Source organism: Aestuariivirga litoralis, assembly GCF_003234965.1.
GTDB classification, from domain to species: Bacteria; Pseudomonadota; Alphaproteobacteria; order Rhizobiales; family Aestuariivirgaceae; genus Aestuariivirga; species Aestuariivirga litoralis.
The window spans coordinates 91,819-118,213 of the sequence record NZ_QKVK01000006.1 but is presented as its reverse complement, the minus strand read 5'-3'; the positions used below and the strand labels follow the sequence as shown (position 1 = coordinate 118,213).

27 protein-coding genes are annotated in these 26,395 nt (G+C 65.9%); 17 read left to right on the top strand and 10 right to left on the bottom strand.

All coding sequences use genetic code 11. The features are described from left to right. Nucleotides 1-2 precede the first annotated feature (2 nt). The 8 genes from secF to DK847_RS13645 all read left to right on the top strand — a co-directional run bounded on the left by secF (nt 3) and on the right by DK847_RS13645 (nt 5,922). Nucleotides 3-953, top strand: a complete 951-nt coding sequence (gene secF / locus DK847_RS13680; RefSeq protein WP_111199081.1) for a protein translocase subunit SecF — start codon at nt 3-5, stop codon at nt 951-953. Beyond that, complete coding sequence (locus tag DK847_RS13675) at nt 950-1,324, top strand: Mth938-like domain-containing protein (protein WP_245414614.1); 375 nt, start codon at nt 950-952, stop codon at nt 1,322-1,324. Before secF ends, DK847_RS13675 begins: the two co-directional genes overlap by 4 nt. Further along, nucleotides 1,321-2,064: a phytoene/squalene synthase family protein gene (locus DK847_RS13670; protein ID WP_245414613.1), complete on the top strand. Its 744-nt coding sequence runs from the start codon at nt 1,321-1,323 to the stop codon at nt 2,062-2,064. The genes DK847_RS13675 and DK847_RS13670 overlap by 4 nt, the downstream gene beginning before the upstream one ends. A 91-nt stretch (nt 2,065-2,155) precedes the next feature. Further along, nucleotides 2,156-3,160, top strand: coding sequence for a magnesium/cobalt transporter CorA (corA, locus tag DK847_RS13665; RefSeq protein WP_111199080.1), 1,005 nt, complete (start codon nt 2,156-2,158; stop codon nt 3,158-3,160). Continuing rightward, nucleotides 3,160-3,543, top strand: a complete 384-nt coding sequence (gene crcB, locus DK847_RS13660; RefSeq protein ID WP_111199079.1) for a fluoride efflux transporter CrcB — start codon at nt 3,160-3,162, stop codon at nt 3,541-3,543. Before corA ends, crcB begins: the two co-directional genes overlap by 1 nt. Beyond that, on the top strand, nt 3,540-4,526 hold the full coding sequence (locus DK847_RS13655) for an RluA family pseudouridine synthase (protein ID WP_111199078.1): 987 nt from the start codon (nt 3,540-3,542) through the stop codon (nt 4,524-4,526). The genes crcB and DK847_RS13655 overlap by 4 nt, the downstream gene beginning before the upstream one ends. Then, complete coding sequence (locus DK847_RS13650; protein ID WP_111199077.1) at nt 4,523-5,197, top strand: HAD-IA family hydrolase; 675 nt, start codon at nt 4,523-4,525, stop codon at nt 5,195-5,197. The genes DK847_RS13655 and DK847_RS13650 overlap by 4 nt, the downstream gene beginning before the upstream one ends. Continuing rightward, on the top strand, nt 5,194-5,922 hold the full coding sequence (locus DK847_RS13645) for an ATP12 family chaperone protein (protein ID WP_111199076.1): 729 nt from the start codon (nt 5,194-5,196) through the stop codon (nt 5,920-5,922). The genes DK847_RS13650 and DK847_RS13645 overlap by 4 nt, the downstream gene beginning before the upstream one ends. Here DK847_RS13645 and DK847_RS13640 read toward each other — a convergent pair. The 6 genes from DK847_RS13640 to DK847_RS13615 all read right to left on the bottom strand — a co-directional run bounded on the left by DK847_RS13640 (nt 5,849) and on the right by DK847_RS13615 (nt 10,628). Beyond that, nucleotides 5,849-6,433, bottom strand: coding sequence for a hypothetical protein (locus DK847_RS13640; RefSeq protein ID WP_146256124.1), 585 nt, complete (start codon nt 6,431-6,433; stop codon nt 5,849-5,851). The two genes, DK847_RS13645 and DK847_RS13640, sit on opposite strands and share 74 nt — an antisense overlap. Nucleotides 6,434-6,438: 5 nt before the next feature. Further along, a complete protein-coding gene (locus tag DK847_RS20845; RefSeq protein WP_204508335.1) occupies nt 6,439-7,170 on the bottom strand; it encodes a carboxymuconolactone decarboxylase family protein in 732 nt (243 codons plus the stop codon). A 27-nt stretch (nt 7,171-7,197) separates the two neighbouring features. Next, nucleotides 7,198-7,959 carry a hypothetical protein gene (locus tag DK847_RS13630; RefSeq protein ID WP_111199074.1) on the bottom strand — a complete coding sequence of 254 codons (762 nt, stop codon included), beginning with the start codon at nt 7,957-7,959 and terminating at the stop codon, nt 7,198-7,200. Nucleotides 7,960-7,990: 31 nt separating this feature from the next. After that, nucleotides 7,991-8,983, bottom strand: a complete 993-nt coding sequence (locus tag DK847_RS13625; RefSeq protein ID WP_111199073.1) for an alpha/beta hydrolase — start codon at nt 8,981-8,983, stop codon at nt 7,991-7,993. A gap of 5 nt (nt 8,984-8,988) precedes the next feature. Beyond that, a complete protein-coding gene (locus tag DK847_RS13620; RefSeq protein ID WP_111199266.1) occupies nt 8,989-9,378 on the bottom strand; it encodes a VOC family protein in 390 nt (129 codons plus the stop codon). An 80-nt stretch (nt 9,379-9,458) separates the two neighbouring features. Further along, complete coding sequence (locus tag DK847_RS13615) at nt 9,459-10,628, bottom strand: beta-keto acid cleavage family enzyme (protein ID WP_245414612.1); 1,170 nt, start codon at nt 10,626-10,628, stop codon at nt 9,459-9,461. A 165-nt stretch (nt 10,629-10,793) separates the two neighbouring features. Between DK847_RS13615 and DK847_RS13610 the strand changes: the two genes are divergently transcribed. The 4 genes from DK847_RS13610 (at nt 10,794) to DK847_RS13595 (ending at nt 15,644) form a co-directional block, all read left to right on the top strand. Next, a complete protein-coding gene (locus DK847_RS13610; RefSeq protein ID WP_111199072.1) occupies nt 10,794-11,810 on the top strand; it encodes a helix-turn-helix domain-containing protein in 1,017 nt (338 codons plus the stop codon). Between the two features lie 68 nt (nt 11,811-11,878). Next, entirely contained in the window at nt 11,879-13,411 is a 1,533-nt protein-coding gene (locus DK847_RS13605) for an acyl-CoA carboxylase subunit beta (protein ID WP_111199071.1), read from the top strand. A gap of 159 nt (nt 13,412-13,570) precedes the next feature. Then, a complete protein-coding gene (locus tag DK847_RS13600) occupies nt 13,571-14,836 on the top strand; it encodes an MgtC/SapB family protein (RefSeq protein ID WP_111199070.1) in 1,266 nt (421 codons plus the stop codon). Between the two features lie 13 nt (nt 14,837-14,849). Beyond that, nucleotides 14,850-15,644, top strand: coding sequence for a hypothetical protein (locus tag DK847_RS13595; RefSeq protein ID WP_146256123.1), 795 nt, complete (start codon nt 14,850-14,852; stop codon nt 15,642-15,644). On the opposite strand, the gene DK847_RS13590 is transcribed toward DK847_RS13595, so the two are convergent. Beyond that, on the bottom strand, nt 15,645-16,676 hold the full coding sequence (locus tag DK847_RS13590) for a hypothetical protein (protein WP_111199068.1): 1,032 nt from the start codon (nt 16,674-16,676) through the stop codon (nt 15,645-15,647). A gap of 281 nt (nt 16,677-16,957) precedes the next feature. Between DK847_RS13590 and DK847_RS13585 the strand changes: the two genes are divergently transcribed. Both DK847_RS13585 and DK847_RS13580 read left to right on the top strand, forming a co-directional pair. Beyond that, complete coding sequence (locus DK847_RS13585; RefSeq protein ID WP_111199067.1) at nt 16,958-17,839, top strand: hypothetical protein; 882 nt, start codon at nt 16,958-16,960, stop codon at nt 17,837-17,839. Between the two features lie 2 nt (nt 17,840-17,841). Beyond that, entirely contained in the window at nt 17,842-18,702 is an 861-nt protein-coding gene (locus DK847_RS13580) for a hypothetical protein (RefSeq protein WP_146256122.1), read from the top strand. On the opposite strand, the gene rimO is transcribed toward DK847_RS13580, so the two are convergent. Then, nucleotides 18,699-20,024, bottom strand: coding sequence for a 30S ribosomal protein S12 methylthiotransferase RimO (gene rimO / locus DK847_RS13575; RefSeq protein ID WP_204508333.1), 1,326 nt, complete (start codon nt 20,022-20,024; stop codon nt 18,699-18,701). The genes DK847_RS13580 and rimO overlap by 4 nt on opposite strands. A gap of 140 nt (nt 20,025-20,164) precedes the next feature. Between rimO and DK847_RS13570 the strand changes: the two genes are divergently transcribed. Further along, nucleotides 20,165-20,800: a L,D-transpeptidase gene (locus DK847_RS13570; protein WP_245414611.1), complete on the top strand. Its 636-nt coding sequence runs from the start codon at nt 20,165-20,167 to the stop codon at nt 20,798-20,800. A 7-nt stretch (nt 20,801-20,807) separates the two neighbouring features. On the opposite strand, the gene DK847_RS13565 is transcribed toward DK847_RS13570, so the two are convergent. Then, nucleotides 20,808-21,944, bottom strand: coding sequence for a DUF1615 family protein (locus tag DK847_RS13565; RefSeq protein ID WP_111199064.1), 1,137 nt, complete (start codon nt 21,942-21,944; stop codon nt 20,808-20,810). A gap of 137 nt (nt 21,945-22,081) precedes the next feature. On the opposite strand from DK847_RS13565, the gene aspS reads away from it, so the two are divergent. Then, nucleotides 22,082-23,860, top strand: coding sequence for an aspartate--tRNA ligase (gene aspS / locus DK847_RS13560; RefSeq protein ID WP_111199063.1), 1,779 nt, complete (start codon nt 22,082-22,084; stop codon nt 23,858-23,860). A 249-nt stretch (nt 23,861-24,109) separates the two neighbouring features. Here aspS and DK847_RS13555 read toward each other — a convergent pair whose 3' ends face one another. Then, nucleotides 24,110-25,315: a hypothetical protein gene (locus tag DK847_RS13555; protein ID WP_111199062.1), complete on the bottom strand. Its 1,206-nt coding sequence runs from the start codon at nt 25,313-25,315 to the stop codon at nt 24,110-24,112. A 137-nt stretch (nt 25,316-25,452) separates the two neighbouring features. On the opposite strand from DK847_RS13555, the gene DK847_RS20925 reads away from it, so the two are divergent. Continuing rightward, on the top strand, nt 25,453-26,346 hold the full coding sequence (locus tag DK847_RS20925) for a L,D-transpeptidase (protein WP_245414610.1): 894 nt from the start codon (nt 25,453-25,455) through the stop codon (nt 26,344-26,346). Nucleotides 26,347-26,395 lie beyond the last annotated feature (49 nt).

Sequence of the window (26,395 nt, the reverse complement as noted above, 5' to 3'; positions counted from 1 at the left end):
TCATGAAATTCAAGCCCATCCGCTTCATTCCGGACGACACCCGCTTCCCGATCATGCGGCTCAGCCGCTTCGGCTTCTTCGTGTCGGGCCTCCTGTCGCTCGCCTCCGTGCTGCTCTTCGTCTTCGTCGGCCTCAATGTCGGCGTCGACTTCAAGGGCGGCACGGTGATGACCATCCGCACGGCGCAGGCCGCCAACATCGAGCAGCTGCGCGAGGAGGTGAACTCGCTGGGCTTCGGCAATGCCGAAATCCAGGAATTCGGCTCGCCCAGGGACGTGCTGATCCGGCTTCCCGCCGTCGAGGGCGGCGACGAGGCGCAGCAGACCACCATCGCCAAGGTCAAGCAGGCGCTGGGCTCCGGCGTCGAGTTCCGCTCGGTCGAGGTGGTGGGCCCCAAGGTCTCGGCGGAGCTGGCCGAGCAGGGCATCATTGCGGTCGTCTCGGCCATCATCGGCATCCTGCTCTACGTGTGGTTCCGCTTCGAATGGCAGTTCGCGGCGGGTGCCGTGCTGTCGCTGCTGCACGACGTGCTGATCACCATCGGCGTCTTCTGCCTGCTCCGGATCGAGTTCAACCTGCAGATCATCGCGGCGATCCTGACCATCGTCGGCTATTCGCTGAACGACACCGTCGTGGTGTTCGACCGCATCCGCGAATACATGCGCAAGTACAAGTCGATGAACCTCGCCGACCTGATCGACTTCTCGATCAACTCGGTGTTCCCGCGAACCATCCTCACCTCGGTCACCACCATGCTGGCGCTGATCGCGCTCTACATCTTCGGCGGCGAGGTGCTGAGGGGCTTCACCTTCACCATGATCCTCGGCGTGCTGATCGGCACCTATTCCTCGATCTTCATCGCCTCGCCGGTGCTGATCCTGCTGGGCACGGTGATGAGCGAGAAGAAGACCGCGACCGACGCAGCAAAGGCCGCCGCCGCGGCCCGTCCGTGACGGCGCATTACCCCGGCCGGGCCGTCATCGAAACCTATGGAGCGGGCGGCTTCGGCTTCGCGGGCATGTCGCACCGCGGCCCGATCCTGGCGCTGCCCTCCGGCATCTACGCCTGGAACATCGATCCGCTGGCGCTTGCGCCGGCGGATTTCTCCATGGTGATCACGGAGAAGGCGGAGATCGACCTCTTCCTCATCGGCATGGGGCCGGAAATGGCGCGGCCCCCGAAGCCTGTGCGCGCTGCGCTGGAAGCCGCCGGCATCATGTATGACCCGATGGCCACCGGCCATGCCGTTTCCACCTACAACCTACTGCTCGAGGAGAAGCGCCGCGTTGCCGCGGCGCTCATCGCCGTGGATTTCGCCGCATGAACGAGGTGGAGGCCATCGTCCGCGAGCGCGACCGTGACCGCTATCTCTCGACCTTCTTCGCCCCCGACGGCAAGCGCCCGCATCTGCTCGCCCTTTATGCCTTCAACGCCGAGGTGGTGAAGGTCCGGGACGTGGTGAGCGAGCCGCATCTCGGCATGATCCGCCTGCAGTGGTGGCGCGACACGATCGAGGGCATCTGTCAGGGCGCCGCCGCCCCGCAGCATCCCGTAGCGGTGGCCTTGGCAGGTGCGATCGCGGAAGGCGGGCTGCCGAAACAGGCGCTGCTCGATCTCGTCACCGCCCATGAGTTCGACCTGTTCCACGACCCGATGCCCGGCCTCACCGAACTCGAGGCCTATCTCGGCGAGGCCTGGTCGCGGCTGATCGTGATGGCCGCGATGGTCCTCGACCGCGAGGCCGCACCCCGCGCCAGCGAATGCGCCGGGCTCGCGGGTGTGGCGCAGGGCCTCGCGCTGATCCTGGGCGATCCGCGCCACCGCGGCCCCTTCCTGCCGCAGGGGATGGACGTGAAGGCGGTGCTGGGCCATGCCGAAAACCGCCTCGCCCAGGCCATGGCGCTGCTGCCGCAGCTGCCCCGCAGCGTCCTGCCGGCCTTCCTGCCGGTGAGCCTCACGGGCCTCTATCTTGCGAAGATCGACAGGAGGCCGGAGGTGCCCCTGCAGGTCTCGGCCCTGCGCCGCCAGTGGCACATGTGGTGGACGGCGAAACGGTGGGGCTGATGCCCATGGTCCCGCCCAGCTTGCCATTCCCGCCCATGAGGGTTACGGAAGTGGTCGGAACCCCCTTAACCCCGTCGCTTGAGTCCACCCCATGCTGAATGTCTATGGCGCGGCCAATGGCTGCCTGACCGAGCTTCCCGCCACTGCCGAGGGCCTGCCGCCGGAGGCCGTGTGGCTCGACCTGGTGGAGCCCACGGCGGGCGAGGAATCGAAGGTCGAGGCGGTGCTGGGGATCGACATCCCGACGCGCGAGGAACTGGCCGAGATCGAGGCTTCCTCCCGGCTCTACCAGGAGGATGGCGCGGTGTTCATGACGGCGAACCTGATCCGCCGCGGCGACAATGACGAGCCGGAATCATCCCCCGTCACCTTCATCATCAAGGACAACACGCTCATCACCGTGCGTTACCACCACCCGCAGGCCTTCCCGGCCTATGTGAAGCGGGCGATGCGGCCGCAGACCACGGCGATGAACGGCTGGGGCATCCTCATCTCGCTGCTCGAGGCGGTGGTGGACCGCGCCGCCGACCATCTGGAGCGCGCCGGCCAGATCGTCGACGAGACCTCGAAGAAGACCTTCGGCGCCAAGCGCACGCTGGCGGGCGTGCACAAGCAGAACCCGCGCAAGGGCGTCAACCTGCAGGAACTGATCGAGCGGATCGGCGAGGAGGGCGACTTCGTCTCCAAGATGCGCGAAAGCCTCGTCTCCATCGGCCGCGCCGTCGCCTTCATGCAGGCGGTGGAAGACCAGGCGCGGGAAAACAAGCAGGTGAAGGAAAACAAGGCGCGCACCAAGATCCTGCAGCGCGACATCGTCTCGCTGACCGACCACGCCACCTTCCTCTCCGGCAAGATCAGCTTCCTGCTGGACGCCGTGCTCGGCCTCATCTCCATCGAGCAGAACGGCATCATCAAGATCTTCTCGGTGGCGGCCGTGGTCTTCCTGCCGCCCACGCTGGTGGCCTCGATCTACGGCATGAACTTCGCCTTCATGCCGGAGCTGCAATGGCAGCTGGGCTATCCCTTCGCCATCGGCCTGATGATCCTCTCCGCCGTGCTCCCCTATTACTACTTCAAGGGCAAGGGCTGGCTGTGATGCCGGTGGTGCTCTGGGTGGCCCTCGGCGGCGCCATTGGTTCGGCGGCGCGCTACACGGTGAATGTCTGGTCGGGCCGCATGTTCGGCACCGAGTTCCCGTGGGCGACGCTGACCGTCAATGTCCTGGGCTGCTTCATCATGGGCGCGCTGACGGAGATGATGGCGCTGAAGCTCAACGTGGGGCAGGAGACGCGCGCCTTTCTCACCACCGGCATCCTTGGCGGCTTCACCACCTTCTCGGCCTTCTCGCTCGACTTCGCCTATCTGGTGGAGCGCAAGCAGGTCATGGCCGCTGGCGGCTATGCCATCGCCTCCGTGGTCATCTCGCTCATTGCCGTCTTCGCCGGCATGAACCTCGTGCGCACGCTCATCGCATCATGAGCGAGGTGAAGCGCCATGTGGTCACGGCCGAAGAATCCGGCATGCGGCTCGACCGCTGGTTCAAGCTGCATTTCCCGCAGGTGACCTTCGCCTACCTGAACAAGCTCACCCGCACCGGCCAGGTGCGCGTCGCAGGCGCCCGCGCCAAGACCAACACCAGGCTCGAGGCGGAGCAGGAAATCCGCGTGCCGCCCCTCGCTTTCGACACGCGCCCCGCCGATGTTCCCAAGGGCGACGTCAAGCCGCTCACCCCGCAGGAGCGCCGGCTGTTCGACAGCATGGTGCTCTATGAGGACAAGGACATCTTCGTCCTCAACAAGCCCTCGGGCTTCGCCGTGCAGGGCGGCACCAAGACGCACCATCACCTCGACGGCCTGCTGATGGGGCTTGGCGCCGAACTGGGCGAGCGCCCGCTGCTCGTCCACCGGCTGGACCGTGACACCTCCGGCGTCATCGTCATCGCCAGGCGCCGCTCGATCGCCGCGGCGCTGGGAAAGCTCTTCGCCACCCGCGCGGTGAAGAAGACCTATTGGGCCGTGGTCAAGGGCGTACCGGAGCCGCCGCAGGGCCGGATCGAGGTGGCCCTCATCAAGGCCAAGGGGCCCGAGGGCGACCGCATGCGCGCCTCGCGCGAAGGCGAGGAGGAGGACGAGCAGCCCGCCGTCACCTTCTACAACGTGCTCGACCGCTCCGCCCCTGTCGCCGCCTGGGTGTCGCTCAAGCCCGTCACCGGCCGCCAGCACCAGCTCCGCGCCCACATGGCCCATATCGGCACCCCCATCCTGGGCGACGAGAAATATGGCGGACTCGAGGGCCTGCCGGAGGGCATCGACCGCAAGCTCCACCTGCATGCCCGCCGCATCATCTTCCCGCACCCGCGCGAGGGCACCATCGACATCACCGCTCCCCTGCCGGAGCACATGCTGCGAAGCTTCGAGCGCCTCGATTTCGACGCCGGGCGCTTCGCGGAGGGGCAGGCGTGAAGCTCGCGATCTTCGATGTCGACGGCACGCTGGTGGACAGCCAGGCCATGATCGCCGCCTCGCTCACCGCCGCCTTCCTGGGCGAGGGCCTTGCCGTGCCAGAGCGCAGCCGCATGATGTCCATCGTCGGCCTGTCGCTGGTCGATGCCATGGCCGCACTGGCGCCGGAGCATGAGGCCGCTCGCCACGAGCGCCTCGCCGCCGCCTACAAGGAGGCCTTCTGGCAGCACCGGTCGCGCGGCGAGCATACCGAGTCTCTCTTTCCCGGCGCCGAGCAGCTGCTGGCGAAACTTCGGGCACGGGAAGACGTCGCCCTGGGAATCGCCACCGGCAAGTCGCGCCGCGGCGTTGCCCACTTGATCGAGAAACATGGCTGGCAGGGATGGTTCGCAACGGTGCAGACCTCCGACGACCATCCTTCGAAGCCGCACCCCTCGATGATCGTCACTGCCTTGGCCGAAACGGGGTCGGAGCCCGCCGCCGCCATCATGATCGGCGACACGAGCTTCGACATCGCCATGGCGCGGGCGGCGGATGTGGGCGCTGCCGGCGTATCCTGGGGCAACCACGCGACGGCCGAATTGACCTCTGCGGGCGCCCACACCATATCCAATGATTTCAACGAGCTGGAGCGGCACCTTGAATCGCTTTGGCAGGAACGAATGAGATGACTGCGCGCAAACGCTTCTACAAGGACGTGACCGTCACCGAGGATCTCGGCATCGCGCTCGACGGCCGCCCGGTGAAAACCCCGATGAAGGCGCCGCTGCGCCTGCCCACCCGCGCACTGGCCGAGGCCGTGGCGGCGGAGTGGGCGGAGCAGGGCGACGAGATCAAGCCCGCTACCATGTACCTGACCAAGCTCGCCAACACCGCCATCGACCGGGTGGGCGCGCACCGCGCGGCGATCGCGCAGGAGGTTCTGGACTATGCCAATTCAGACCTCGTCTGTTACCGCGCCGACCGTCCGCCGCAGCTGGTCGAGTATCAGGCCAGGGCCTGGGACCCCGTCGTCGACTGGGCCCGCACCGACCTCGATGCGCCCTTCGAGGTGACCGACGGCATCCTCCACCGCCCGCAGCCCGAGGCGGCGCTGGCCGCCTTCGGCGTTGCCGTCCAGCCGCTCAGCGACTTCGAACTCGCCGCCTTCCACGCGATCATGACGCTGACCGGCTCCGCCCTCATCGCCATGATGCTGGCCCGCAAGGCCATTGTCCCGGAAGCCGCCTGGCTCGCCGCCCATGTCGACGAGGACTACCAGATCGAGCACTGGGGCCAGGACGCCGAGGCCCAGGCTCGCCGTGCGGCGCGCTATACCGAATTCATGGCCTGCTGCCGGTTTCTGGCGCTCTCCCGCTCGTCCATTCGTCCGGTGGACGGAACAGCAGTGTCTTGACGCGCTCGATGCCGATGGCGCGGCTCAGGTGCTTGAAGGCGAAATAGGGGAGCAGCGAAATGAACAGGATGAGGGAGACGCAGATCACCCCCGCCCAGCCGCCGCCGCCAATCGTCACCAGGCTGCGGTCAAGGCTCTCGCCGTGCCACAGGCTCATGGCGACGCGCTCCACCACATGGAACACCAGGAAGAACAGCGTCAGCAGCAGCGCCTCGAAGACGATGACATAGACCAGCGGCCGGCGCTCGACGAAGCGCGCCGGGCGCAGGTCCTCCATCACCAGCATCACCTTGGCCAGCACCAGCGCATTGATGACGGCAAAGCCGCTGGCGGCGAAGGTGAGGCCATGCTGGTCCAGCACGATCCGTTCATTGAGCACGAAGAGCCCGAACAGGATCAGCAGATAGAGAAACATCACGGCATATTGCCGGAACTGGTCGAGGAGCCGCGTGAGCATGCCGGCGCGTGGCGGGCCCGCCCGGCTCCTGGTTCGGTCGTGATCCCTGTCCATGCCTGTCAGCCCGCCGCGTCACTGCCGGCTTCCGCCAGCAGCGGAATGGCGAGGTTCAGCGTCTCGGCCCCCATGGCGACACAGATTTTGAGAATGGCGAAGACCTCCTCCACCGTCGCGCCGGCAGCGAGTGCCGAACGGATGTGGCGCCTGGTGCCCGGCGCATACATGTGGGTGTAGGAGGCATCGAAGGCGATGCTGAGGAGTTCCATCTCCTTGGCACTGAACACGCCGCTGGCATAGATGGCGGCCCCCGCCGCCATCACCTGCTCTGTCCACAGGGGGTCGAGCTCGAAGAACGGGTCCCAGGCGGTATTCCATTGGCCCATGCTGCGCATCCGGTCGCAGGCGGGTGTCGCGACCGGCGGATGGCCCGCCGCAGCAACGCCCGCCGCCTTCGCCTCATCGAGCAGGATGGGCGCTCCGAGGCTGCAGGAATGGATCGACATCACTGTGGCCATCTTGATGATCGTCAGCACCTCGGCCCTGCTGGCGCCGGCGGCAAGGCTGGCGCGGATCCAGCGGCTCGTGGCCGGACCATCGAGGCTGGTGCAGGCGCAGCTCACGGCAAGGGCCGCGAGCGCCAGAAGGCGCGGAGGCAGAACCGGGTTCTGCCATGGATTGGCGGTCATCGCGGCGGCACTTGCCGCCCACGCCGCGTCCCACTCCTGCAACTGGCTCAGTGCCTCGCCCGACAGGGGGCGGGCTGTACTGGTCTTGTCTGCCGTTTCAGCCATGTCCATGCGGCTCCTTGTGACGTGGCTTCAGCAGGGCGGCAGCGGATAGTATCCGCAGGCCGGCGGGGCGTAGTAAGGCGCTGCCGCCGCGGCGCCGATGGCAGTCCCTACGGCGGCGCCGGCAATTGCACCCCCTGCGACAGCGGCGCCGTAACCGACAGCGGGATGGGCGTAGTAACCCACGTTGCCGTAGTCAGCGCCGTGCCAGGCATCGCCATCATAACCCACGTGACCATAGGCATCGACGTGGCCATCATTCCCGACGGCAACGCCCCCGCCTGGACCGCGTACCGCGAAGGCGTCGATGAACAGGGTGGCTGCACCATCGACAGACTGGAGGCCGCTCTCCAGCACCGAGACTTCGAAGGTCAGTGTGTCACCCTGGAGGACGGGTTTCTTGAGAACCACCACCGCGTCCTCGATCGCCGCGCCATCCTTGCTGAAGACCGAGATCGTGGCATTCGGAGGATCGGACGCAAAGCTGTTCTTGCCATCGGCCCAGCGCTTGATGAAGTCCGCGGTGAGAACATGACCGGCCGCGCGAACCGGACGGTCGGCAAAGATGATGGAGGTCTGCGCGATGCCCGACATCGTGAGGACACCATCCTTGAGGCTGGCGCCGTCGGAATTCAGCACGGCAAGAGAGGGGATGGCGCTCGACTTGGCCGCCTGCGTCTTGCCGATCGTCTTGAGCGGCGGCTGTGCAGCATTCTGGGCTGACGCCGCGAGAGTGAAACTGGACAGCGCCAGGCTTGCCAGAGCAGCGAATGAAAGCGTGCGAAGTGTCATTTGTGTCTCCAGTCAGAAGGATTGTTGAGTCTCAGGACGATGCTCTGCCCAGATGCCGGCGGATGAAGTTGGCGATCTTGCCGCGTGCGATGAGGGATTCCGGCGCGTCGGGGATGCGCGAGGCGAAGTTGTGCGGCATGCCTTCATAGAGATCGAGCTTGGCCTCGTAGCCCGCCTGGTCGATGGCCTGGTACAGCCGGATGAAGCCGCTGAGCAGGATCTCCTTGGTGCCGCCCTGGATCAGTGTGGGTGGGAAACCCTTGGAGAAATCGCCGTAGACCGGGGAGGCATAGGGATGCTTCTGGTCCTGGGGATCGGAATAGGCCCCTGCCGCCTTCACCGAATGGCGTTCATAGAGGTAGTTGGCCTCGGCATGGCGCAGCGTGAACTCGGTGTCGCCGGCCGGTGTGAGGTCGGCCCAGGGCGACACCAGAATGGCGACGGCCGGAATGCCAAGCCCTTCATCCCGCATCTTGAGGATCGACGAGGCCGCAAGCCCGCCCCCTGATGAGTCCCCATAGATCACGAGGTTGGCGAGGTCATGGCCCTCGTCGCCAAGCCCCCTGATGACGGAGAGGACCTGATCGGTGATCGCGCGGAACTTCGCATGCGGTGCGAGCGTGTAGTCGATGCTGATGGTGCGCAGCGCGGTGTCATCGGCGAAGAGTGCGGCGCGGCCCAGCATGGACTTCGCACTGTAGAAGGTGTGGGCGCCGCCATGGGTGTAGACGGCCAGTGCACCGTCGGCCTGCGCATTGCGGGGCGTGACATCCAGCACCGGAACCCCGCCAATCAGGCGCTCTGCGACCGTTGGCGCAAAATGGTCCACCAAGGCCTTGGATTTGGGCAGGGCGTCGGCCTCGATCGCCGCCTGCACCCGCGACCAGGCGGCAAGGTCGGACGGTTCCGGGAAAGGCGGCGACAGCGCCGGGTCGCGCAATGTCTTCAGAAAGGCCTGAGCATCGGCAGACACGGTTTCGGGAATGTTGAGGAAGGGCGTGACGGGGCTGTCGCTCGTGGTCATGGTTCTCACTCCGGTTCGGGCGTGGGGAAGGCATTTGCGTCGGGTTGCCAGATGGCGAAGTGGTTGCCCGCCGGGTCGGAGAGGACGGCGACCCAGGCGGTGCGCGGCACGGCGGTCTTGGGCCTCACCAGGGTGGCGCCCAGCCTCTCGGCCTCGGCAATGGCGTCATCGATCGACTCGACATTCACAAATTGCAGCCAGCCCTTGGGGTCGGCGCGCGGGCGATGGGTGATGCCCCCTGCAATGCTGTCCGGTTCCTGGGGATCGAAGTGGAAGCGCCAGTAATCCAGGCCCTCGACGCGCTGGATGCCCCAGCCGAAGAGCTTGTTGTAGAACTCCGCGATCCGCGCGGGGTCATCGCCGTAGATTTCGAAATGCGTGGGACGGTTCACCATGTCCATGGCCTCCTGGCAACCCGCAGGTCTGGCGGCCGGAGGTGGAACCAGCCGCCAGCGTCATTCAGTGCTGCCCGCTGCTACGTCTTGCCGGCCAGGATCTTGGCCTGTGCGGCGCGCACCGGTTCCGGCGCGATCATGCAGGCGGCAATCGGGTGGGAGTCGCCGCCGAGAACCGCGGGCTTGATCTTGCCGTCGGTCGGCCAGGTCAGGAAGCCGGGGTTGAATTCAGTGGGGTTGGGCGGCATGTCGGCAGCGCGCAGGGTCTCCTCGACACTGTTGTACCAGGTGCCCACCTTGCAGATCTTGCGGGCTTCCTCGGCGGTCGCCACCTTGCGGCCGAACTCCTTGCACAGGCGCACCACCCCCTGGATCTGCTCGACCGTCGTCTTGCGCTTGCGGTCGGCACCCCAGAGATTGTCCTCGTTGCCCACGCGGATGTGCTGGCCGAGGACCAAAGCGAGGGCGGAGATCGAGATCAGCCCGCGCATGCTGGACCAGAAGGTGTTGACCGAGCCCTGCGGCACGCGTTCGAGGAAGTTCATCCAGTCGAAGGGATTGCGCCCCATGGTGCCGCCGCCATAGCCGCACAGGGCCATGTTGAGCGGGCCCATGTAGACGCCGGCGCGGATCAGCCGCTCGACGATCTCCCACTGGTGAATGTGGCCCGGCACGAAATAGGGCAGGATGCCGTTGTTGCGCAGCCGCTTCAGGTGCTCGACATAGAAGGCGGGCGTCGAGTCCACCACCATGCCGGACCATGCCGCCAGCACCTTCGGGTCTTCCATGTGGGTGCCCTTGACGTCGTCGAGGGAGAAGGCCGAGGCGATGTCCCACAACGTGGTGCCTGTGGTCACCGTCACGAATTCGGGCTTGGGGTCGAGCTCGGTGAGCATGTGGCGGGTGTCGTAGTCAAGCCATTTCGCCTTGGCGTCGGCGGTGTGCGGGGCGAAGGAGATGGAGCCGCCGACCTGGATGATCATGTCGGGCACCGCTTCCTTCACGCGCTTCAGCAGGTAATTGTACTCGTCGAAGTTGGTGGACCCCATGCCGGTCGCGGGGTTGCGCACATGGAAGTGCAGCATGGTGGCGCCGGCGTTGTAGCAGTCGACGGCGGCCTGCACCTGCTCGTCCCAGCTCAACGGGATGTCGCTCGCATCGCCCGGCAGCCAGGCGGGACCATAGGGAGCGGCCGTGATGATGAGCGGCGCCATGTTCTCGGGAAGGATCGAGTTGTCGGTGTAATACATTGTCGTTCCTCTGTATTTTTGAGAGTGCTGTCTGGCTGGCTGCGGCGCTGGTCCCAAAGCGCGAGGCAATGCTTGCACAGCGCGCGTGCCATGTATTTGACAGTTTAAAACCTAAAGTAGATATTTGAGTGTACAGGCAGGTTGAGGGAATGAGACGGATCGGGGATGCAGAGAGTTGGCGTTCTCGTTGAGTTGCCGCGGGTACTGCGTGAACATGGGGCGGACCCTGACCAGGTGTTGATGGAGGTGGGCGTTGCGGCCAGCCTGCTGTCAGACCCCGACAACCACATTCCCATGATCCAGGTTTGCGATCTCGCCGCCTGTTGCGCGGAGGCGACCGGGCAGGACGGCTTCTGGATGAAGCTCGGCACCGAGGTTCGGCTGCACCACATGGGCGTCATCGGTGAACTCATGTCTTGTGCGTCCAACTTGCGAGAGGCACTCGCCGATCTGGTCATGCTCCATCCCCGCTATGCGGAGGGGGGAGGTCCCTATCTAATGAACTGGGGCGATGACGCCTTGCTCATCGGCTATCGCCTTCATCTACCGCATCGGCGCGGCGCAACTCATATGGCGCGGGGGGCCGTGTCGTTCGGCTTCCACCTCGTGCAACAGCTCTCCGGCGCAACTGCACGCGAGGTGCTCGTCTCGCTCCCGCCGCCAACAGACCGGACGCCCTATGCCGGCATCTTCGGCGCGGCGAAGCTCCGCTTCGGCGCCCATCATTTCGGACTGGTCTATGACCGGGAGGCGCTGCAGACGCCGATGCAGGCGGCAGACCCGGCCGTGCGGCAGGGGCGCCTCGCAGCCGCCGCACAGTGGCTCCAGTCGCAGCAGCCTGACCTCGGCGAGCGCGTGATGCGGGTGCTGGTTCCCTCGGTGCTCGCCGGCGGCATTTCGCTCGCCGAGGCCAGCGAGCGGCTCGGAACCACGCCCGCAACCCTGGTGCGCGACCTGCGCCGGCAAGGCACCAGCTTCCGCAAGCTCCTCAACCGGACGCGGTTCGAAATGGCGGGGCAGTTCCTGCTCGATACGCGGATGAGCATTGCCGAGGTGGCGGCGACACTTGGCTATTCCGAAATCAGCGCCTTCAACCGCTTCTTTGCCGGCATTGGGGGGGCGCCGCCGGCGGAATGGCGGGCCATGGCGATGCAGGCCGCGGCCCCGGCCCCTCAGCCTTAAGGCTGATTTGACGCTTGGGGCTCTGGGCCTTAACACCGGGGAAACACAGATATTTCCCGGAGTGCCCCATGCAGGAGATCCTCGAGAAGCTTGAAGCCCGCCGCGTGCAGGCCAGGGCCGGTGGCGGCGAAAAACGCGTGGCTGCCCAGCATGCCAAGGGCAAGCTGACGGCGCGCGAGCGCATCGCTCTCCTCCTCGACGAGGGCTCCTTCGAGGAGTTCGACATGTTCGTCGAGCACCGCTGCACCGACTTCGGCATGGAAGGCCAGAAGCTGCCGGGTGACGGCGTGGTGACCGGCTGGGGCACGGTCAATGGCCGCGTGGTCTATGTCTTCGCCAAGGACTTCACCGTCTTCGGCGGCTCGCTGTCGGAGGCGCACGCCCGCAAGATCACCAAGATCCAGGACATGGCGCTGCAGAACCGCGCCCCCATCATCGGCCTGTTCGACGCCGGCGGTGCCCGCATCCAGGAGGGAGTCAACGCGCTCGGCGGCTATGGCGAGGTGTTCCAGCGCAATGTCCTGTCATCCGGCGTCATCCCGCAGATCTCGGTCATCATGGGGCCCTGCGCCGGCGGCGACGTCTATTCGCCGGCGATGACCGACTTCATCTTCATGGTCCGCGACACGAGCTACATGTTCGTCACCGGCCCCGACGTGGTGAAGACGGTGACCAACGAGACGGTGACGGCGGAAGAACTCGGCGGCGCCTCCGTCCACACCACCAAGTCCTCGATTGCCGACAAGGGTTTCGACAACGACGTCGAGGCGCTGCTTCAGATGCGCCGGCTGATCGACTTCCTGCCGTCGTCGAACACCTCGCCGCTCCCCGAGCTTCCGAGCTTCGACTCGGCCGAACGCATCGACCCCTCGCTCGACACGCTGATCCCGGCCAATCCGAACCAGCCCTATGACATGAAGGAACTGATCCTGAAGATGGTCGACGAGGGCGACTTCTTCGAGATCCAGGAGGCGCATGCCCGCAACATCATCACGGGGCTTGCCCGCATCAACGGCCGCACCGTGGGCATCGTGGCGAACCAGCCCATGGTGCTGGCGGGCGTGCTCGACAGCGATGCCGGCCGCAAGGGCGGCCGCTTCGTCCGCTTCTGCGACTGCTTCAACATCCCGATCGTGACGCTGGTTGACGTGCCCGGCTTCCTGCCTGGCACGGCGCAGGAATATGGCGGCCTCATCAAGCACGGCGCCAAGCTGCTCTTCGCCTATGCCGAGGCGACGGTTCCCAAGATCACCGTCATCACCCGCAAGGCCTATGGCGGCGCCTATGTCGTCATGGCGTCGAAGCACCTGCGCGGCGACGTGAACTATGCCTGGCCGACCGCCGAGATCGCCGTCATGGGTTCCAAGGGTGCGGCCGAGATCATCTACCGCTCGGAACTCTCCGACCCCGCCAAGATCCAGGCCCGCGTCAAGGATTACGAGCAGCGCTTCGCCAATCCCTTCGTCGCCGCCGAGCGCGGCTTCCTCGACGAGGTGATCATGCCGCACTCGACGAGGAAGCGCATCGCCCGGGCGCTCAACATGCTGCGCGGCAAGGAGCTGCAGAACCCCTGGAAGAAGCACGACAACATCCCGCTGTGAGGCGTGCGAAGTCCTTCCGTCGTTCGTCATCGCGGGGCTTGTCCCGGCGATCCTGCTTGGTGGCCCGCAAAGGGATGGCCGGGGCACGCCCGGCCATGAGGTGGCATGAGGAAACGCAGCCCCCTCGGCTTTCCCTGCGATTTGCTCTAGGCTAACCCCATGGAACTGCAGGAACTTGCCACCCGTCTCGGCCTCGCGCTGGCGCTGGGCTTCGTCATCGGTCTCGAGCGTGGCTGGAAGGAGCGTGACGAGGCGGAAGGCCAGCGCACCGCCGGCATCCGCACCTTCTCCCTCCTCGGGCTGCTCGGCGGCCTGTTCGGCGTCCTGTCGGTGGGTGGCGACCGCATTCTGCTGGCCGCAGGCTTCATCGCGACTTCGGCGGTGATGGCCGCCTTCATCTGGCGCGAGAATGCGCGCGAGGGCGTCTATGGCGCCACCACCATGGTGGCGGCCCTCGTCACCTTCGCGCTGGGTGCCGTCGCCGTGCTGGGTGACATGCGCATCGCCGCGGGGGCGGGCGTGGTGACGGTGGGGCTGCTCGCCTACAAGACCACGCTGCACGGCTTCCTGTCCCGCATCACCGCACAGGAATTGCGCTCGGCCCTGCTGCTCGCGGCGATGACCTTCATCGCCCTGCCGCTGCTGCCCGATCGCGCCATCGACCCCTGGGGCGCGCTCAACCCCCACCAGCTATGGCTGATCACCATCCTCATCGCGGCCGTCTCCTTCGTGGGCTATGCTGCGGTGAAGCTCGTCGGACCGTCGCGCGGGCTGGTCCTGGCGGCCGCCATGGGCGGGCTCGTGTCTTCCACCGTCGTCACCCTCACGCTCGCCCGCCTCGCCCGGGAGAATACCGCCCGCATCGGCCTTCTTGCGGGGTGCATCCTGCTGGCGGGGGGCGTGATGATGGCGCGCGTGCTGGTGCTGGTGGGTGTCATCAACCTGCCGCTGGCGCTGGCGCTTTCCGTGCCATTGCTCGCCGCGGCATTGTTCCAGGGCCTCGCCGCCTGGCTGCTCATCGGCCGCGATGGCCGGCAGGGCGAGGCGAAGCCCGAGGGCCTCGTCCACAAGAACCCCTTCCTGCTGTCCGAGGTGCTGAAGTTCGGCGCGCTGCTCGGCATCGTCATGCTCGCGGCGGGCATCGGCAAGTCCATGTTCGGCGACAGCGGCCTGCTGGTGGTGGCGGCGATCTCGGGGCTGGCGGACGTCGATGCGCTCACCCTCTCGGTGGCCAACATGGGGCCGGCAACGGCGGCCGGCATCGCGGCGATCCTCCTGACGGTGGGCGTCAACACCGCGGCCAAGGCGGTCTATGCTGGGATCGCCGGCGGCTCGCGGCTGGGGCTCACGCTGTTTCTGCTCAACATGGCGGCCATGGCCATAGCGGTGGCAAGCTATCTTCTGGTACCGTCTCCCCATCTCTGAGGGGGAATGCACCGTGCCTGACCGCCGCAGCCTGCCGCCGATGGAGGCCACCGAATTCGCCATCGACAAGGCATTTCGCCACTTCTTCTTTGCCCTGGGCCTGCTGGTCGGCTGGGCCATCCTGCTCCTGCCGCTCTTTGCCCTCGTGTGGTACGTGGCCTTCGGTGAAGCCATGCCGGATTTTAAAGCGCTGCCGCCCGCTGCGATCGGTGGGCTCGTGGCGCTGGGGCTCGGCGTGTTGCTCGCCTCCTTCTCGATCGAGACCAACTGGAACCGCCGCATCCTGCTGGACGAGCGGCCGAGCCTGCTCGGCCGCTGGCGCCTCGATGGCCCGGTGTGGCGCTATGCGGCGGGTGTGGTGCTGATGCTGGCGGTGCTGGCCCTCTATGCCGCTGCCGGTGCTGCGGTGATGGTGTTCGCAGTGCCGAAGCTTACCGCCCAGCTCGGTGCCGCCGCCCAGCCGCTGGGCATCGTGGTGACGGCGCTGATCGGCCTCTCCGGTCTCTTCACCTTCTATCGGCTGATGAGCTGGCTGGCCGGTCTGTCGGTGGGCGACCGGGACTATGGCCTCGGCGCGGCCTGGCGCACGACGAAGGGCAACCGCCTTGCATTTCTCGCTTTCACCTTCTGGATCGTCTTCAGCCTCGCCATGCTGGGAGCACTCGGGGCAGGGGCCTTCTTCGCCCAGCAAGCCCTGCCGCAGCCCTGGGTGAAGCCGTCGGCCTTTGGCATCATCGGGCTGCTCACGTGGCTTGCCCTGCTGGTGGTCCACAGCGTGCCCGCCGCCCTTTACCGGTCCTTCCGCTGATCAGGTGACTGCCGGCAGCCGGGCCCGCAGTCCTGTCGGCAGCAGTCCCATCACGGTGCGTCGCAGCGGCCGCCATGCGGCAGAGAGCATCAGCACCACAGCGCCCACCGCAAGGGTCGATGCCGCGAAGGACGAGGATTCCAGCCCCGCCGCGGCGATCAGCTTGCCCGCCGCATAGGCGAGGTAGGACAATGACGAGACGAGGATGGCGCGGCGGTCCACCACCAGGGCCACAGCGGCAAGGCACAGGAACACGGCGATGACCTGTGCAGCTGCCGCCGTCGGCGCGGCCGTGCTGGTGACGCTCAGCAGGATCGGGTGCACGATGATGGGCGCGGCCAGCAGGTGAAGCCAGAAGGCGATGTCGGTGCGCCGTGTCTGGCGGGTGAGATCGGAGCTATCGAACCACATGGCCAGCGCGAAGATCGCAAGCCCCAGCGGCAGGAACACGGCGACCGGGTGATCGGCCAGCAGGTCCGGCACCTCGATCTGGCAGAGCGCCAGCACGATGCCCGCCACTGCACCAACGCCTGCCGCCACGGTGATCGGCACATGGAAGCGCTGCCAATGCAGAAATGCCGCCACTGCCGCGGCCGCGGCGGCCAGCAGCATCTGCACGGAGGTGACATCGGACGGCGCCAGGTCGGCGAAGTCGCCCCGATGGCCCGCCTGCAGGAGGCCGAGCATGCCGGAGAACACCGCCCCGACGAAGATCACCAGCAGCACGATGCTCGGCAGCGCCATGCGCCGCCGTGCCGTGAAGAATTCCGCCAATGCCCAGGAGGCGGCCGCCACGGCGAAGGCCGCGGCAAAGCCGACGCGGCTGAGCAGAAAATACAGCGCGCCGAGAAACATCAGGAGGCCGATGGTGACGAAGATGTCGTTGAAGCCCGTGACCAGGCGCAGCTTCTCGTCATCCGGATCGGCGCTGTCGGCCGCCGCGCCGGGCGCGGCGAGGTAAGGTTCCAGTTTCTGCGCGGTGGGACGGTCGATCACGCCCGCCGCCACTGCCCGCTCCAGACCGTCGATCATCGTGCCTCGCCCTCGGGATGCGCATGACGCGCAGGATTCCCGCTTCGGTTGTTTCGATCGTTTCAATTTCGCGTGAACAGGCCCTGCATTCAAGGCCCGCGCCGCGGTGGATTGCTGCATCAACAAGCAGTGCAAAAACTGTGAAGCAAAATTATTTAAGGTTGCAAATAAAATAACGTGAAGGCAGTGTTTCCTAAGGGAAGGGTTTCCATGTCGGTCTCAGGCGTGTTTCGTTTCATTGTTGACCATGTGTCGGTCCGCGCCGAACTGCGGGCAGCGCTATGAACTATGCCGGCCCGATCGCCGTCGCGGAATTCCGCATCGGGCCGGCGTGGCGCTTCGGCATCAGTTCGACATGGGAGAATGCCGGCCTGGCGCTGCAGATGAGCTGGCCATGGCTGGTGATCCTCACCACGCTGGAGCTGGCGGCGCGGCTGCCCCCCGGCTTTCGGCTGGCGCTGCTGTTCCAACCCGGGGCGGGCATGGCGGACCCCGTGCTTGCCGGGCTTCTCATGGTGCTGAAGCTCATTGCGTTGTCCTCCCTTGCGGTCAGCTGGAGTCGCTTTCTGCTGCTTGGCGAGGTGGCGACGGGGTGGGACAGGCTGCGTGTCGATCGTCCGGTGTGGCGTTTCGCCTGCAACGCGTTGCTGATCTGGTTTGCCTGTTCCGGTGTCTTCCTGCTGGGCAGCCTCATCAGCTTCGTGGCGCTGCCGCTGGCAGCGCAGTTTGCGGGCTACGCCCTGCCTGACTTTCCGCGCGCGCTGCCCGGGGTGGGAGCGTGGCTCCGTGATCCATGGATGTTCATCATCGCTGCATCGCTGCTGATTGGCCTGCTCGCTGGCCTGCCGGTGGTGCAGCGGCTGTCGATCAAGCTCATCGCCATTGCCCTTGGGCGAGAGGACTACGGCCTTGGTGACGCGTGGCGCGACAGCGGCGGCCAACCCTTCCGCCTCATCAGCTTCACCTTCGCCGTCACCGCACTGGTCTTCCTGATCTGGGCGGTTGCCCTCGTCCTCTCGCTGCAGCTTGCCGGCAGCGGGGCCCCCGGCGTGCTGGCCAGCGCCGTCGCCACGGCCACTGCCAGCGGCCTCGCCACCATCCTCGCCACCGCCTCCGTCGCCGTGCTGTTCGGCCTGTTCGTGGAGGGCAGGGAGGTGTCATGAGGATGAGAGCCGGGTCGGGCACGACTGAGCAAAGACCGCGCTTCAGAGCGATCCCCGCGTTCGCCCATGTCGTGGTTGCGATCTACCGCAACTTCGGTGCTGCCCTTCGTATGAGCTGGCCCTGGATGCTGGTCTATGCGGGTGTGCAGACGCTGGCGTTGCTGTTCCAGCCGGACGTTCTTGTGGTGCTTTCGGGCGACGGTCCTGCGGCCCTCCGCATGACGTCTTCCGGATGGTGGACGGTCGCGCTGCTCATGGGCATCAGCATGTTGGCCTTCAGTTCTCTCGCGGTGAACTGGCACAGGCTCTTGCTGCTCGACGAGGAGGCCGAGGGCGTCGAGCGCCTGCGGCTCGACGGGCTTTTATGGCGCTACCTCGGCAACACGGCGCTCCTCATCCTCACCCTCGTGCCGGTCGCCGTCATCGCCATGATAGCAGGGCTGTCCATTTCATTTTCCGTGTTCGGATCCGGGAATGGCATGGGATCATTCTTGCTTGCCTTCGGCATCGCGCTCCTGCCCGTCGCGGTTGTGCTTGTGGTTCTCGAGCGCCTGATGATCAAACTTCCGGCCATTGCGATCGGCCGCAGCGACTATGGCTTTGGCGCTGCCTGGGATGACAGCAGGGGCGAATTCCTGAGCCTTGCCGGTTTCGTGCTCATGGTCCTGGGGACAACTTATGGCCTGGGCCTTCTGGCCTCGGTGCCCTTCACGCTTCTGTCGGCAGTGCTCGGCACCCATGGCGGGCTCGGACCACTCATCGGGTCCTTGTGGCAACTGGCCATCAACTGGATCGGGTGGATCATCGGGCTCAACGCCATCACCACGCTCTACGGCATTCTTGCTGAGGGCAGGGAGGTCTAGATCCTCTCACCCACCAGGTCGTATTCCTCCGCCTCGACGATCCGTACACGGACCTTGTCGCCGGGCTTGAGGTCTGTCTCGCCGGGCAGGAAGACGTTGCCGTCGATCTCGGGCGCATCCCAAGGCGAGCGGGCGATGGCTTCCTCGTTCTCCTCGTCGATCTCATCCACCAGCACGTCGATCTCGCGGCCGACCTTCGACTGGAAGATCTCGGCCGAGATCTGCTGCTGGGCTTCCATGCAGCGTTCCCAGCGTTCCTGCTTCACCTCGTCCGGCACCTGGGGCAGGCCCAGTTCATTGGCCTTGGCACCCGACACGGGCTCGTACTTGAAGCAACCGGCGCGCTCGATGCGGGCTTCCTTCATCCACTGCAGCAGGTACTCGAAATCCGCATCCGTCTCGCCGGGGAAGCCGACGATGAAGGTGGAGCGGATGGCGATGTCCGGGCAGATCGCGCGCCAGGCGGCCAGCCGGTCCAGCACCTTCTCCTGGTTGGCCGGGCGCTTCATCGCCTTCAGCACGTTGGGTGCTGCATGCTGGAAGGGGATGTCGAGATAGGGCAGGATCTTGCCCTCCGCCATCAGCGGGATCACCTCGTCGACATGCGGGTAGGGATAGACGTAGTGCATGCGCACCCAGGCGCCGAGCTCGCCCAGTTCCTTCGCCATGTCGTAGAACTTCGCCCGCACCTCGCGGCCATGGAACTTCGACGTCGCATACTTGATGTCGACGCCATAGGCAGACGTGTCCTGACTGATGACGAGCAGTTCCTTCACGCCCGCCTTCACCAGCCGTTCCGCCTCGTAGAGCACCGAAGCGACGGGACGTGAAACCAGGTCGCCCCGGATCGAGGGAATGATGCAGAACGAGCACCGATTGTTGCAGCCTTCGGAAATCTTCAGATAGGCATAGTGCTTTGGCGTCAGGTGCAACCCTTGAGGGGGCACGAGGTCCATCTTCGGGTCATGCACCGGCGGCAGCGCCTTGTGCACGGCGCCGACCACCGCCTCATACTGGTGCGGGCCGGTGACGGCGAGAACGCCGGGATGGGCTTTCATGATGGTGTCGGCCTCAACGCCCATGCAGCCCGTCACGATCACCCGGCCATTCTCGGCCATGGCCTCGCCGATGGCGGCAAGCGACTCCGCCTTGGCGCTGTCGAGGAAGCCGCAGGTGTTGACCAGCACCACGTCGGCATCCTCATAGCCGGGCGACATGACATAGCCCTCGGCACGGAGCTGGGTGATGATGCGTTCACTGTCGACCAGTGCCTTGGGGCAACCGAGCGACACCAATCCGACCTTGGGGACATGCTTGTTCATGAGGCGGTCCATAGCGGAGGTGCCCAGAAAGCGCAATTCACTCGCGCCCCGCGACACTTCACGAAGCACTCGCCTTCCGCCATAATCCGGTCTATTGGCAACGGCGCGTTGCAGGACCAGGTTGCAGTGGGGAAGACGACATGATTTCAAGACGTAAGCTGATGCTGGCGCTGGGCGCCTCGTTGCTGCCGGGCGCCGCAATGGCCACCACCAGCACCACGCCGCCACCGCCGGAAGCGCCGAAGCCCGTCGTCAAGAAACCCGCGCCCGCGTCGGCCAAGAAGGCTCCCGCCAAGAAGGCCCCGGCCAAGAAGCAGGTGGCCAAGAAGAAGGCGCCGCCGCCGCCGCCCCGCCTCATCGTCACCATCAACAAGGTGAGCCAGAAGATGACCGTCGAACTCGACGGTGACACGCTCTACAAGTGGCCGGTGTCGACGGGCGCGCCAGGCTACGAGACGCCGTCGGGAACCTATCGTCCCTTCCGCCTCGAGCGGGAACACTTCTCCAAGGAATGGGATGACGCTCCCATGCCCTATTCGATCTTCTTCACCGGACGCGGCCATGCCGTGCACGGCAGCTATCACATCAAGAGCCTCGGCCGCCGCGCCTCCCATGGCTGCGTGCGGCTCCATCCTGACAATGCGGCGAAGCTCTTCGCGCTGGTCCAGAAGACCGGAACGTCCAATACCCGCGTCGTGGTCAAGGGTGGTTTCTTCTCGGATGGCGCCGCCGTTTCGGCGAAGGCCAAAAAGCCCTTCGCGAACTGGTTCAACTGAGCCGTCGTCACTCTGGCGTCATGCACCGCTCGTGTCGTCGCATGACGGCACGGGCGAATATCTCCGTCGACATGTGGTTGCGGATCTTCGGGCTCTTCAACCGGATCTGCGGCAGCATGGCATAGGGCGGCGGCTTGCCGGTCTTCTGCCGATAGGCCTCGGCCACGCGCCGGTAGGTCTCGGTATCGCGGAAGGCGTAGGCCTTCTCGCGCAGCAGGTCGGCGCGGAGTGTCTCATCGTCCATCAGCTTCAGGCGGCGCAGCGCCTTCTCCGTGGCGCTGGCCTCCGGCCTGGGTTCGCCGCCCTCATAGAGCATGAGGTCGCCATCCAGTGCGAGGTCAACCTTTGAAAGTGTGGCGGCCATGTGCTGGAAGGCGGCATTGCGGCTGGCATAGCGGCCGGCATTGTAGTCGGCGAAGACGAACAGCCGCGAAGGATAGTCTGCCCGGTAACCGAGCAGCATGCGCGTGCCATAGGCCACGCCGCCCCTGCGGGTGTAAAGCTCGTCCCTGAGTTTCCAGATGGCGCCGAGCCCGAGGCGGCGGTTCTTCTCCTTCTCAACCTCCGCAATGGCGAAGGCGGCGGAAACCTGCATCGAGCCCAGCGTCGAAACCGGGTTTGCCGCGTCGATGCGCCGGGCCACCGCAGCGGCGTTGAGCAACCGCGTCGAGGCATACTGGCGGAACAGGAAGAAGGTGAGGTTGCGGTAGACGAGGTCGAGGTCACGCTCGGTCTTGGCCGTGCGGATCATCGCGAGGTAGCTCTTCTCCGGCGATGGCCTTGTGGCGAGGAAGAGTTCGACGCCGGCGGCCGCGGCACCCGGCAGGACGGGCAGGGCGGCGAGCTTCGCCTCGATCTGCTGCTCCGCCATCCGACCAAGGCCCTCCACCTGCGGATTGGCGGTGAAGGTCGATTCCTGCCCGATCACCGCCATCACGCTGCACACATTGCTGCGGCTGCGCCGGATGCCGTTCAACTCCAGCGCCGCGGCGATGTCCGCCGCCCAGCCGGGCGCGTCCTTCCCGGCAGGCACGATCCGGGCCGCGAGGCGGCGCAGGTCCGTCCGCGTCATCTCCCGGTCGGCGGACCGGGCGGGCAGGGTGAGGGTCAGAACCGCCAGGGCGGTTGCGAAAAGCCGTTTCATCTCAGGGGGAAACGCCTAAAGCCTTGCGATGTTGCAACAACGGCGGCTTTGCGGCGAATTGTGGGGCAGCCATTCCTTGACAAACCGCCCCCTCCATGCGCTCTAGCGCTCCAAATAGCCTGATTTGTGAGGACTCAATGCACGCCTACCGCAGCCACACCTGTGGCCAGCTCCGCCCCGAGAACGCCGGGCAGGAAATCCGTATTTCCGGCTGGGTTCACCGCGTCCGTGACCATGGCGGCGTGCTGTTCATCGACCTGCGCGACCACTACGGCATGACCCAGGTGGTGGCGGACCCGGATTCGCCTGCCTTCAAGACCGCCGAGAAGCTGCGTTCGGAGTGGGTGATCCGCGTCGACGGCAAGGTGCGCCCCCGTCCCCCCGGCACCGAGAACGCCGAGCTTCCCACGGGCCTGATCGAGGTTTTCGCCACCTCGATCGAGGTGCTGGCCCAGGCGGCCGAGCTGCCGCTCCCGGTCTTCGGTGACACCGAGTATCCGGAGGATATCCGGCTCAAGTACCGCTTCCTCGACCTGCGCCGCGAGCGCATCCACAAGAACATCATGAAGCGCGGCCAGATCATCAATTCGCTGCGCCGCCGCATGGTGGACCAGGGCTTCTTCGAGTTCCAGACGCCGATCCTCACTGCGTCCTCGCCCGAGGGTGCGCGCGACTTCCTCGTGCCGTCGCGCATCCATCCCGGCAAGTTCTATGCGCTGCCGCAGGCGCCGCAGCAGTTCAAGCAGCTGATCATGATGTCGGGCTTCGACCGCTATTTCCAGATCGCCGCCTGCTTCCGCGACGAGGATGCCCGCGCCGACCGCTCGCCCGGCGAGTTCTACCAGCTCGACATCGAGATGAGCTTCGTCACCCAGGACGACGTGTTCAACGCGGTGGAGCCCGTGCTGCGCGGCGTGTTCGAGGAATTCGGCGGCGGCCTTCCCGTCACCCAGAAGTTCCCGCACATCGCCTATCGTGACTCGATCCGCTGGTACGGCTCAGACAAGCCGGACCTCAGGAACCCGATCAAGATGCAGGCCGTCACCGAGCACTTCAGGGACTCGGGCTTCAAGGTCTTCGCCGGCATGATCGCGGCGGACCCCAAGGTCGAGGTCTGGGCCATCCCCGCGCCGAAGGGCGGCTCGCGCGCCTTCTGCGACCGCATGAACTCCTACGCCCAGCAGCAGGGCCAGCCGGGCCTGGGCTATGTCTTCTGGCGCGAGGGCGAGGAGGGCGGTGCCGGCCCCATCGCCAAGAACATCGGGCCGGAACGCACCGAGGCGATCCGCACCCAGCTGGGCCTGGGCGTGGGCGACGCCTGCTTCTTCGTCGCAGGGCGTCCGGAGAAGTTCTACAAGTTCGCGGGCGACGCCCGGAACAAGGTTGGCGAGGAGCTGAACCTCACCGCCAAGGATCGCTTCGAGTTCTGCTGGATCGTCGACTTCCCGATGTATGAGTGGAATGAGGAGGAGAAGAAGGTCGACTTCTCGCACAATCCCTTCTCAATGCCGCAGGGCGGCCTCGAGGCGCTGGAGACCAAGGACCCGCTCGACATCCTGGCCTACCAGTACGACATCGTCTGCAACGGCGTGGAGCTCTCCTCGGGTGCCATCCGCAACCATCGCCCCGAGGTGATGAAGAAGGCCTTCGAGATCGCCGGCTACCCCGAGAGCGTGCTGCTCGAGAAGTTCGGCGGCATGTACCGTGCCTTCCAGTATGGCGCACCGCCGCATGGCGGCATCGCGCCGGGTGTCGACCGCATCGTCATGCTGCTGTGCAACGAGCCGAACATCCGCGAGGTGGTGCTGTTCCCGATGAACCAGCAGGCCGAAGACCTGCTGATGGGCGCACCGTCCGAAGTGACACCCAAGCAGCTGCGCGAACTGCACATCCGGCTCAACCTGCCGGAGGCGTGACAGGCGCTCCGGCGACACGCGATCCACGCAGCGCATCATGCCCGGGCTCGTCCCGGGCATCTTTCTTTGTCGCCCAAAAAAGATGGCCGGGACGAGCCCGGCCATGATGAACGGGGGGTGGTGTCGCCGGGCTCATCCTCAAGGTAGTACTCATCATCGCCGGGCTTGTCCCGGCGACCCTTTTGGCACCAGCCAAAGGGTGCCCGGGGGACGAGCCCGGGCATGATGGAGCTTTGCAGTGAGTGCGCCCTATTCGTTGGCTGTCACCGTCACGCCCAGCCGGGTCACGGCATCGCTCGGCTTTGCCGGATCGAGCGCCATGATCTCCGACACCTTGATCGGCGTGGCAGGCTTGACGCTCAGCATCAGGCTCTTCGGGTCGGCGAGGAACTTGGTCACCGCATCCACCGCCTGCTTGGTCAGCGCCTCGTTCTGGAACTGAACGAAGGCAAGCTGAACGGTGGGCGGGATGGAGGCCAGCAGCACCTTGGGGTCCATGCCCTGCATCGCGGCCACCAGCGGCAGCATCTTCGCGGTGATCGATGCATCGTCGAAGCGGATCGAGCCGCCCTGCACCTCGACGCCCTGCAGCTGCGGCGCCATGGCGGCGAAATCGATGCCCTTGCCGGCCATCTGGTCCTTCAGCATCTGGGCATAGGCCGAGACGGGCAGGTTGTTGACGGCGGCCTTCAGGCTGAGGGCGCCCACGTCGCGAGCGCCCAGCGTCAGGTTGAAGCTGTAGGCCAGGTTGTCGCCGCTCTGCGTCAGGTCGCCATCGGTGGTGATGTCGAAGTTGAGGCCGCTGTAGCCCATCTGCTTCCACATGTTGGCGGTGTCGAAGAAGGCCAGCGTGGTCTCCGGCACCGCGAGGTTGCTGACCTTGAGCGAGAACTTGCCGAGCCCGGTCGCCGGATCGCCCGACCAGCTGGTGTCGATGCTGTCGATCTTCAGGGTCTGGCCGGAGGCGTTGATGGTGATCGGCCCGCTGCTCATCTTGTTGGCGAAGGTGAGGGTGGCGAGCAGCTCGTCCTTGGGTGTCGGCGAGGCCGGCGTGGCGCGGATGTACCAGCCCTCGGCGGAGGCATTGGGGATGCTGGCGGTGAGCGCGGCGTCCTTGCCCTTGATCTCCACCGACGTGTTGGTGAAGGTGGCCTTGCCGACCTGCCACAGCGCATTGCCCTGGTCTGCGATGCCGGTGAAGCCGACCTCCGCCGTCTTGACGCTGAGCGCCGGATCATCGCCCTTGGCGTCCTTGGTGAGCGTGAGGTTGGTGATGGTGGCATTGGCGCCGTCGACCTTCAGGCTTTCATAGCTGGGCTTGGCAGAGGTCTGGCGCTGCAGGTTGTCGAGGAAGGCCTGGATCGCCGGCGGCACATCTTCCGCATGGGCCAGACCCGGGATCACCGCCACGGATGACAGGCAGGCGACGGCAAGGATTTTATGGAACAGTTTCATGGAGTCTCCTGGGCATTGGCGTGTGGCGGTATTGACCGAGAATAGGTGAACACCTCATGAACGTCACGAGATTATGGCAGGCTTGCGCCGTGACCGTGACCCTTGTTAAACAGCCCCAATTCAGTGGGGAAGACGTGATGCGCAACATTCTGGTGGCTCTCATGCTGGCGGTGCTGCCGGCGGCGGGGCTCGGTGCCCACGCCGTGGCGGCGACATCGCCGACGGCGGAGCAGCAGATCCTGCTCAAGAAGAAGCAGCAGGCGGAGGCGGAAGCGCGCAAGCAGGCAGCCGCCAAGAAGGCCGCGGATGCGAAGAAGGCCGCCGAGGCCCGCCGGAAGGCCGACTCCAAGAAGGCCGCCGATGCGAGGAAGGCACAGCAGGCCAGGAAGCTGGCGGACCAGAAGAAGCTGGCGGACAAGAAGAAGCAGGCCGCCGCCCGCAAGGCGCAGCAGCCCGGCTGGGCCTGCGAGGGCTTCCTCGAATGCCTGTTCCAGAACCAGGGCCGGCCGCGGGCCGGCGTGCAGCGGGCCTCGACGCGGGCGTCATCGGCCAGCACCCTGGCTTCGATGGACGAGACGACGGGTGAGGACATCGACTGGGCACCGGCGTCGAAGTACGCCGTGGGCTCGATCATCGTGTCGACGCCGGAACGGGCGCTCTATTTCGTCACCGGTCCGGGCGAGGCGCGGCGCTACAGCGTCGGTGTCGGCCGCGAGGGCTTCCAGTGGTCGGGCACCTCGACGATCGTCAACAAGGCGGAATGGCCCACCTGGCGCCCGCCGGCGGAGATGATCAAGCGCGAGGCGGCCAAGGGCCACATGCTGCCTGCCGAGATGGCCGGCGGCCCTGAAAATCCGCTCGGTGCGCGCGCCATGTACATCGGCGGCAAGCTCTACCGCATCCACGGCACCAATTCGCCGGGCTCGATCGGCACGGCTGCCTCCTCGGGCTGCATCCGCATGATGAATGCCGACGTGATCGAGCTCTATGACAAGGTCAAGATCGGCGCCAGGGTCTACGTCTACCAGTAAGCCTTGTGCCGGACGCACGAAGGGCCGCAGCAAGCTGCGGCCCTTTTCG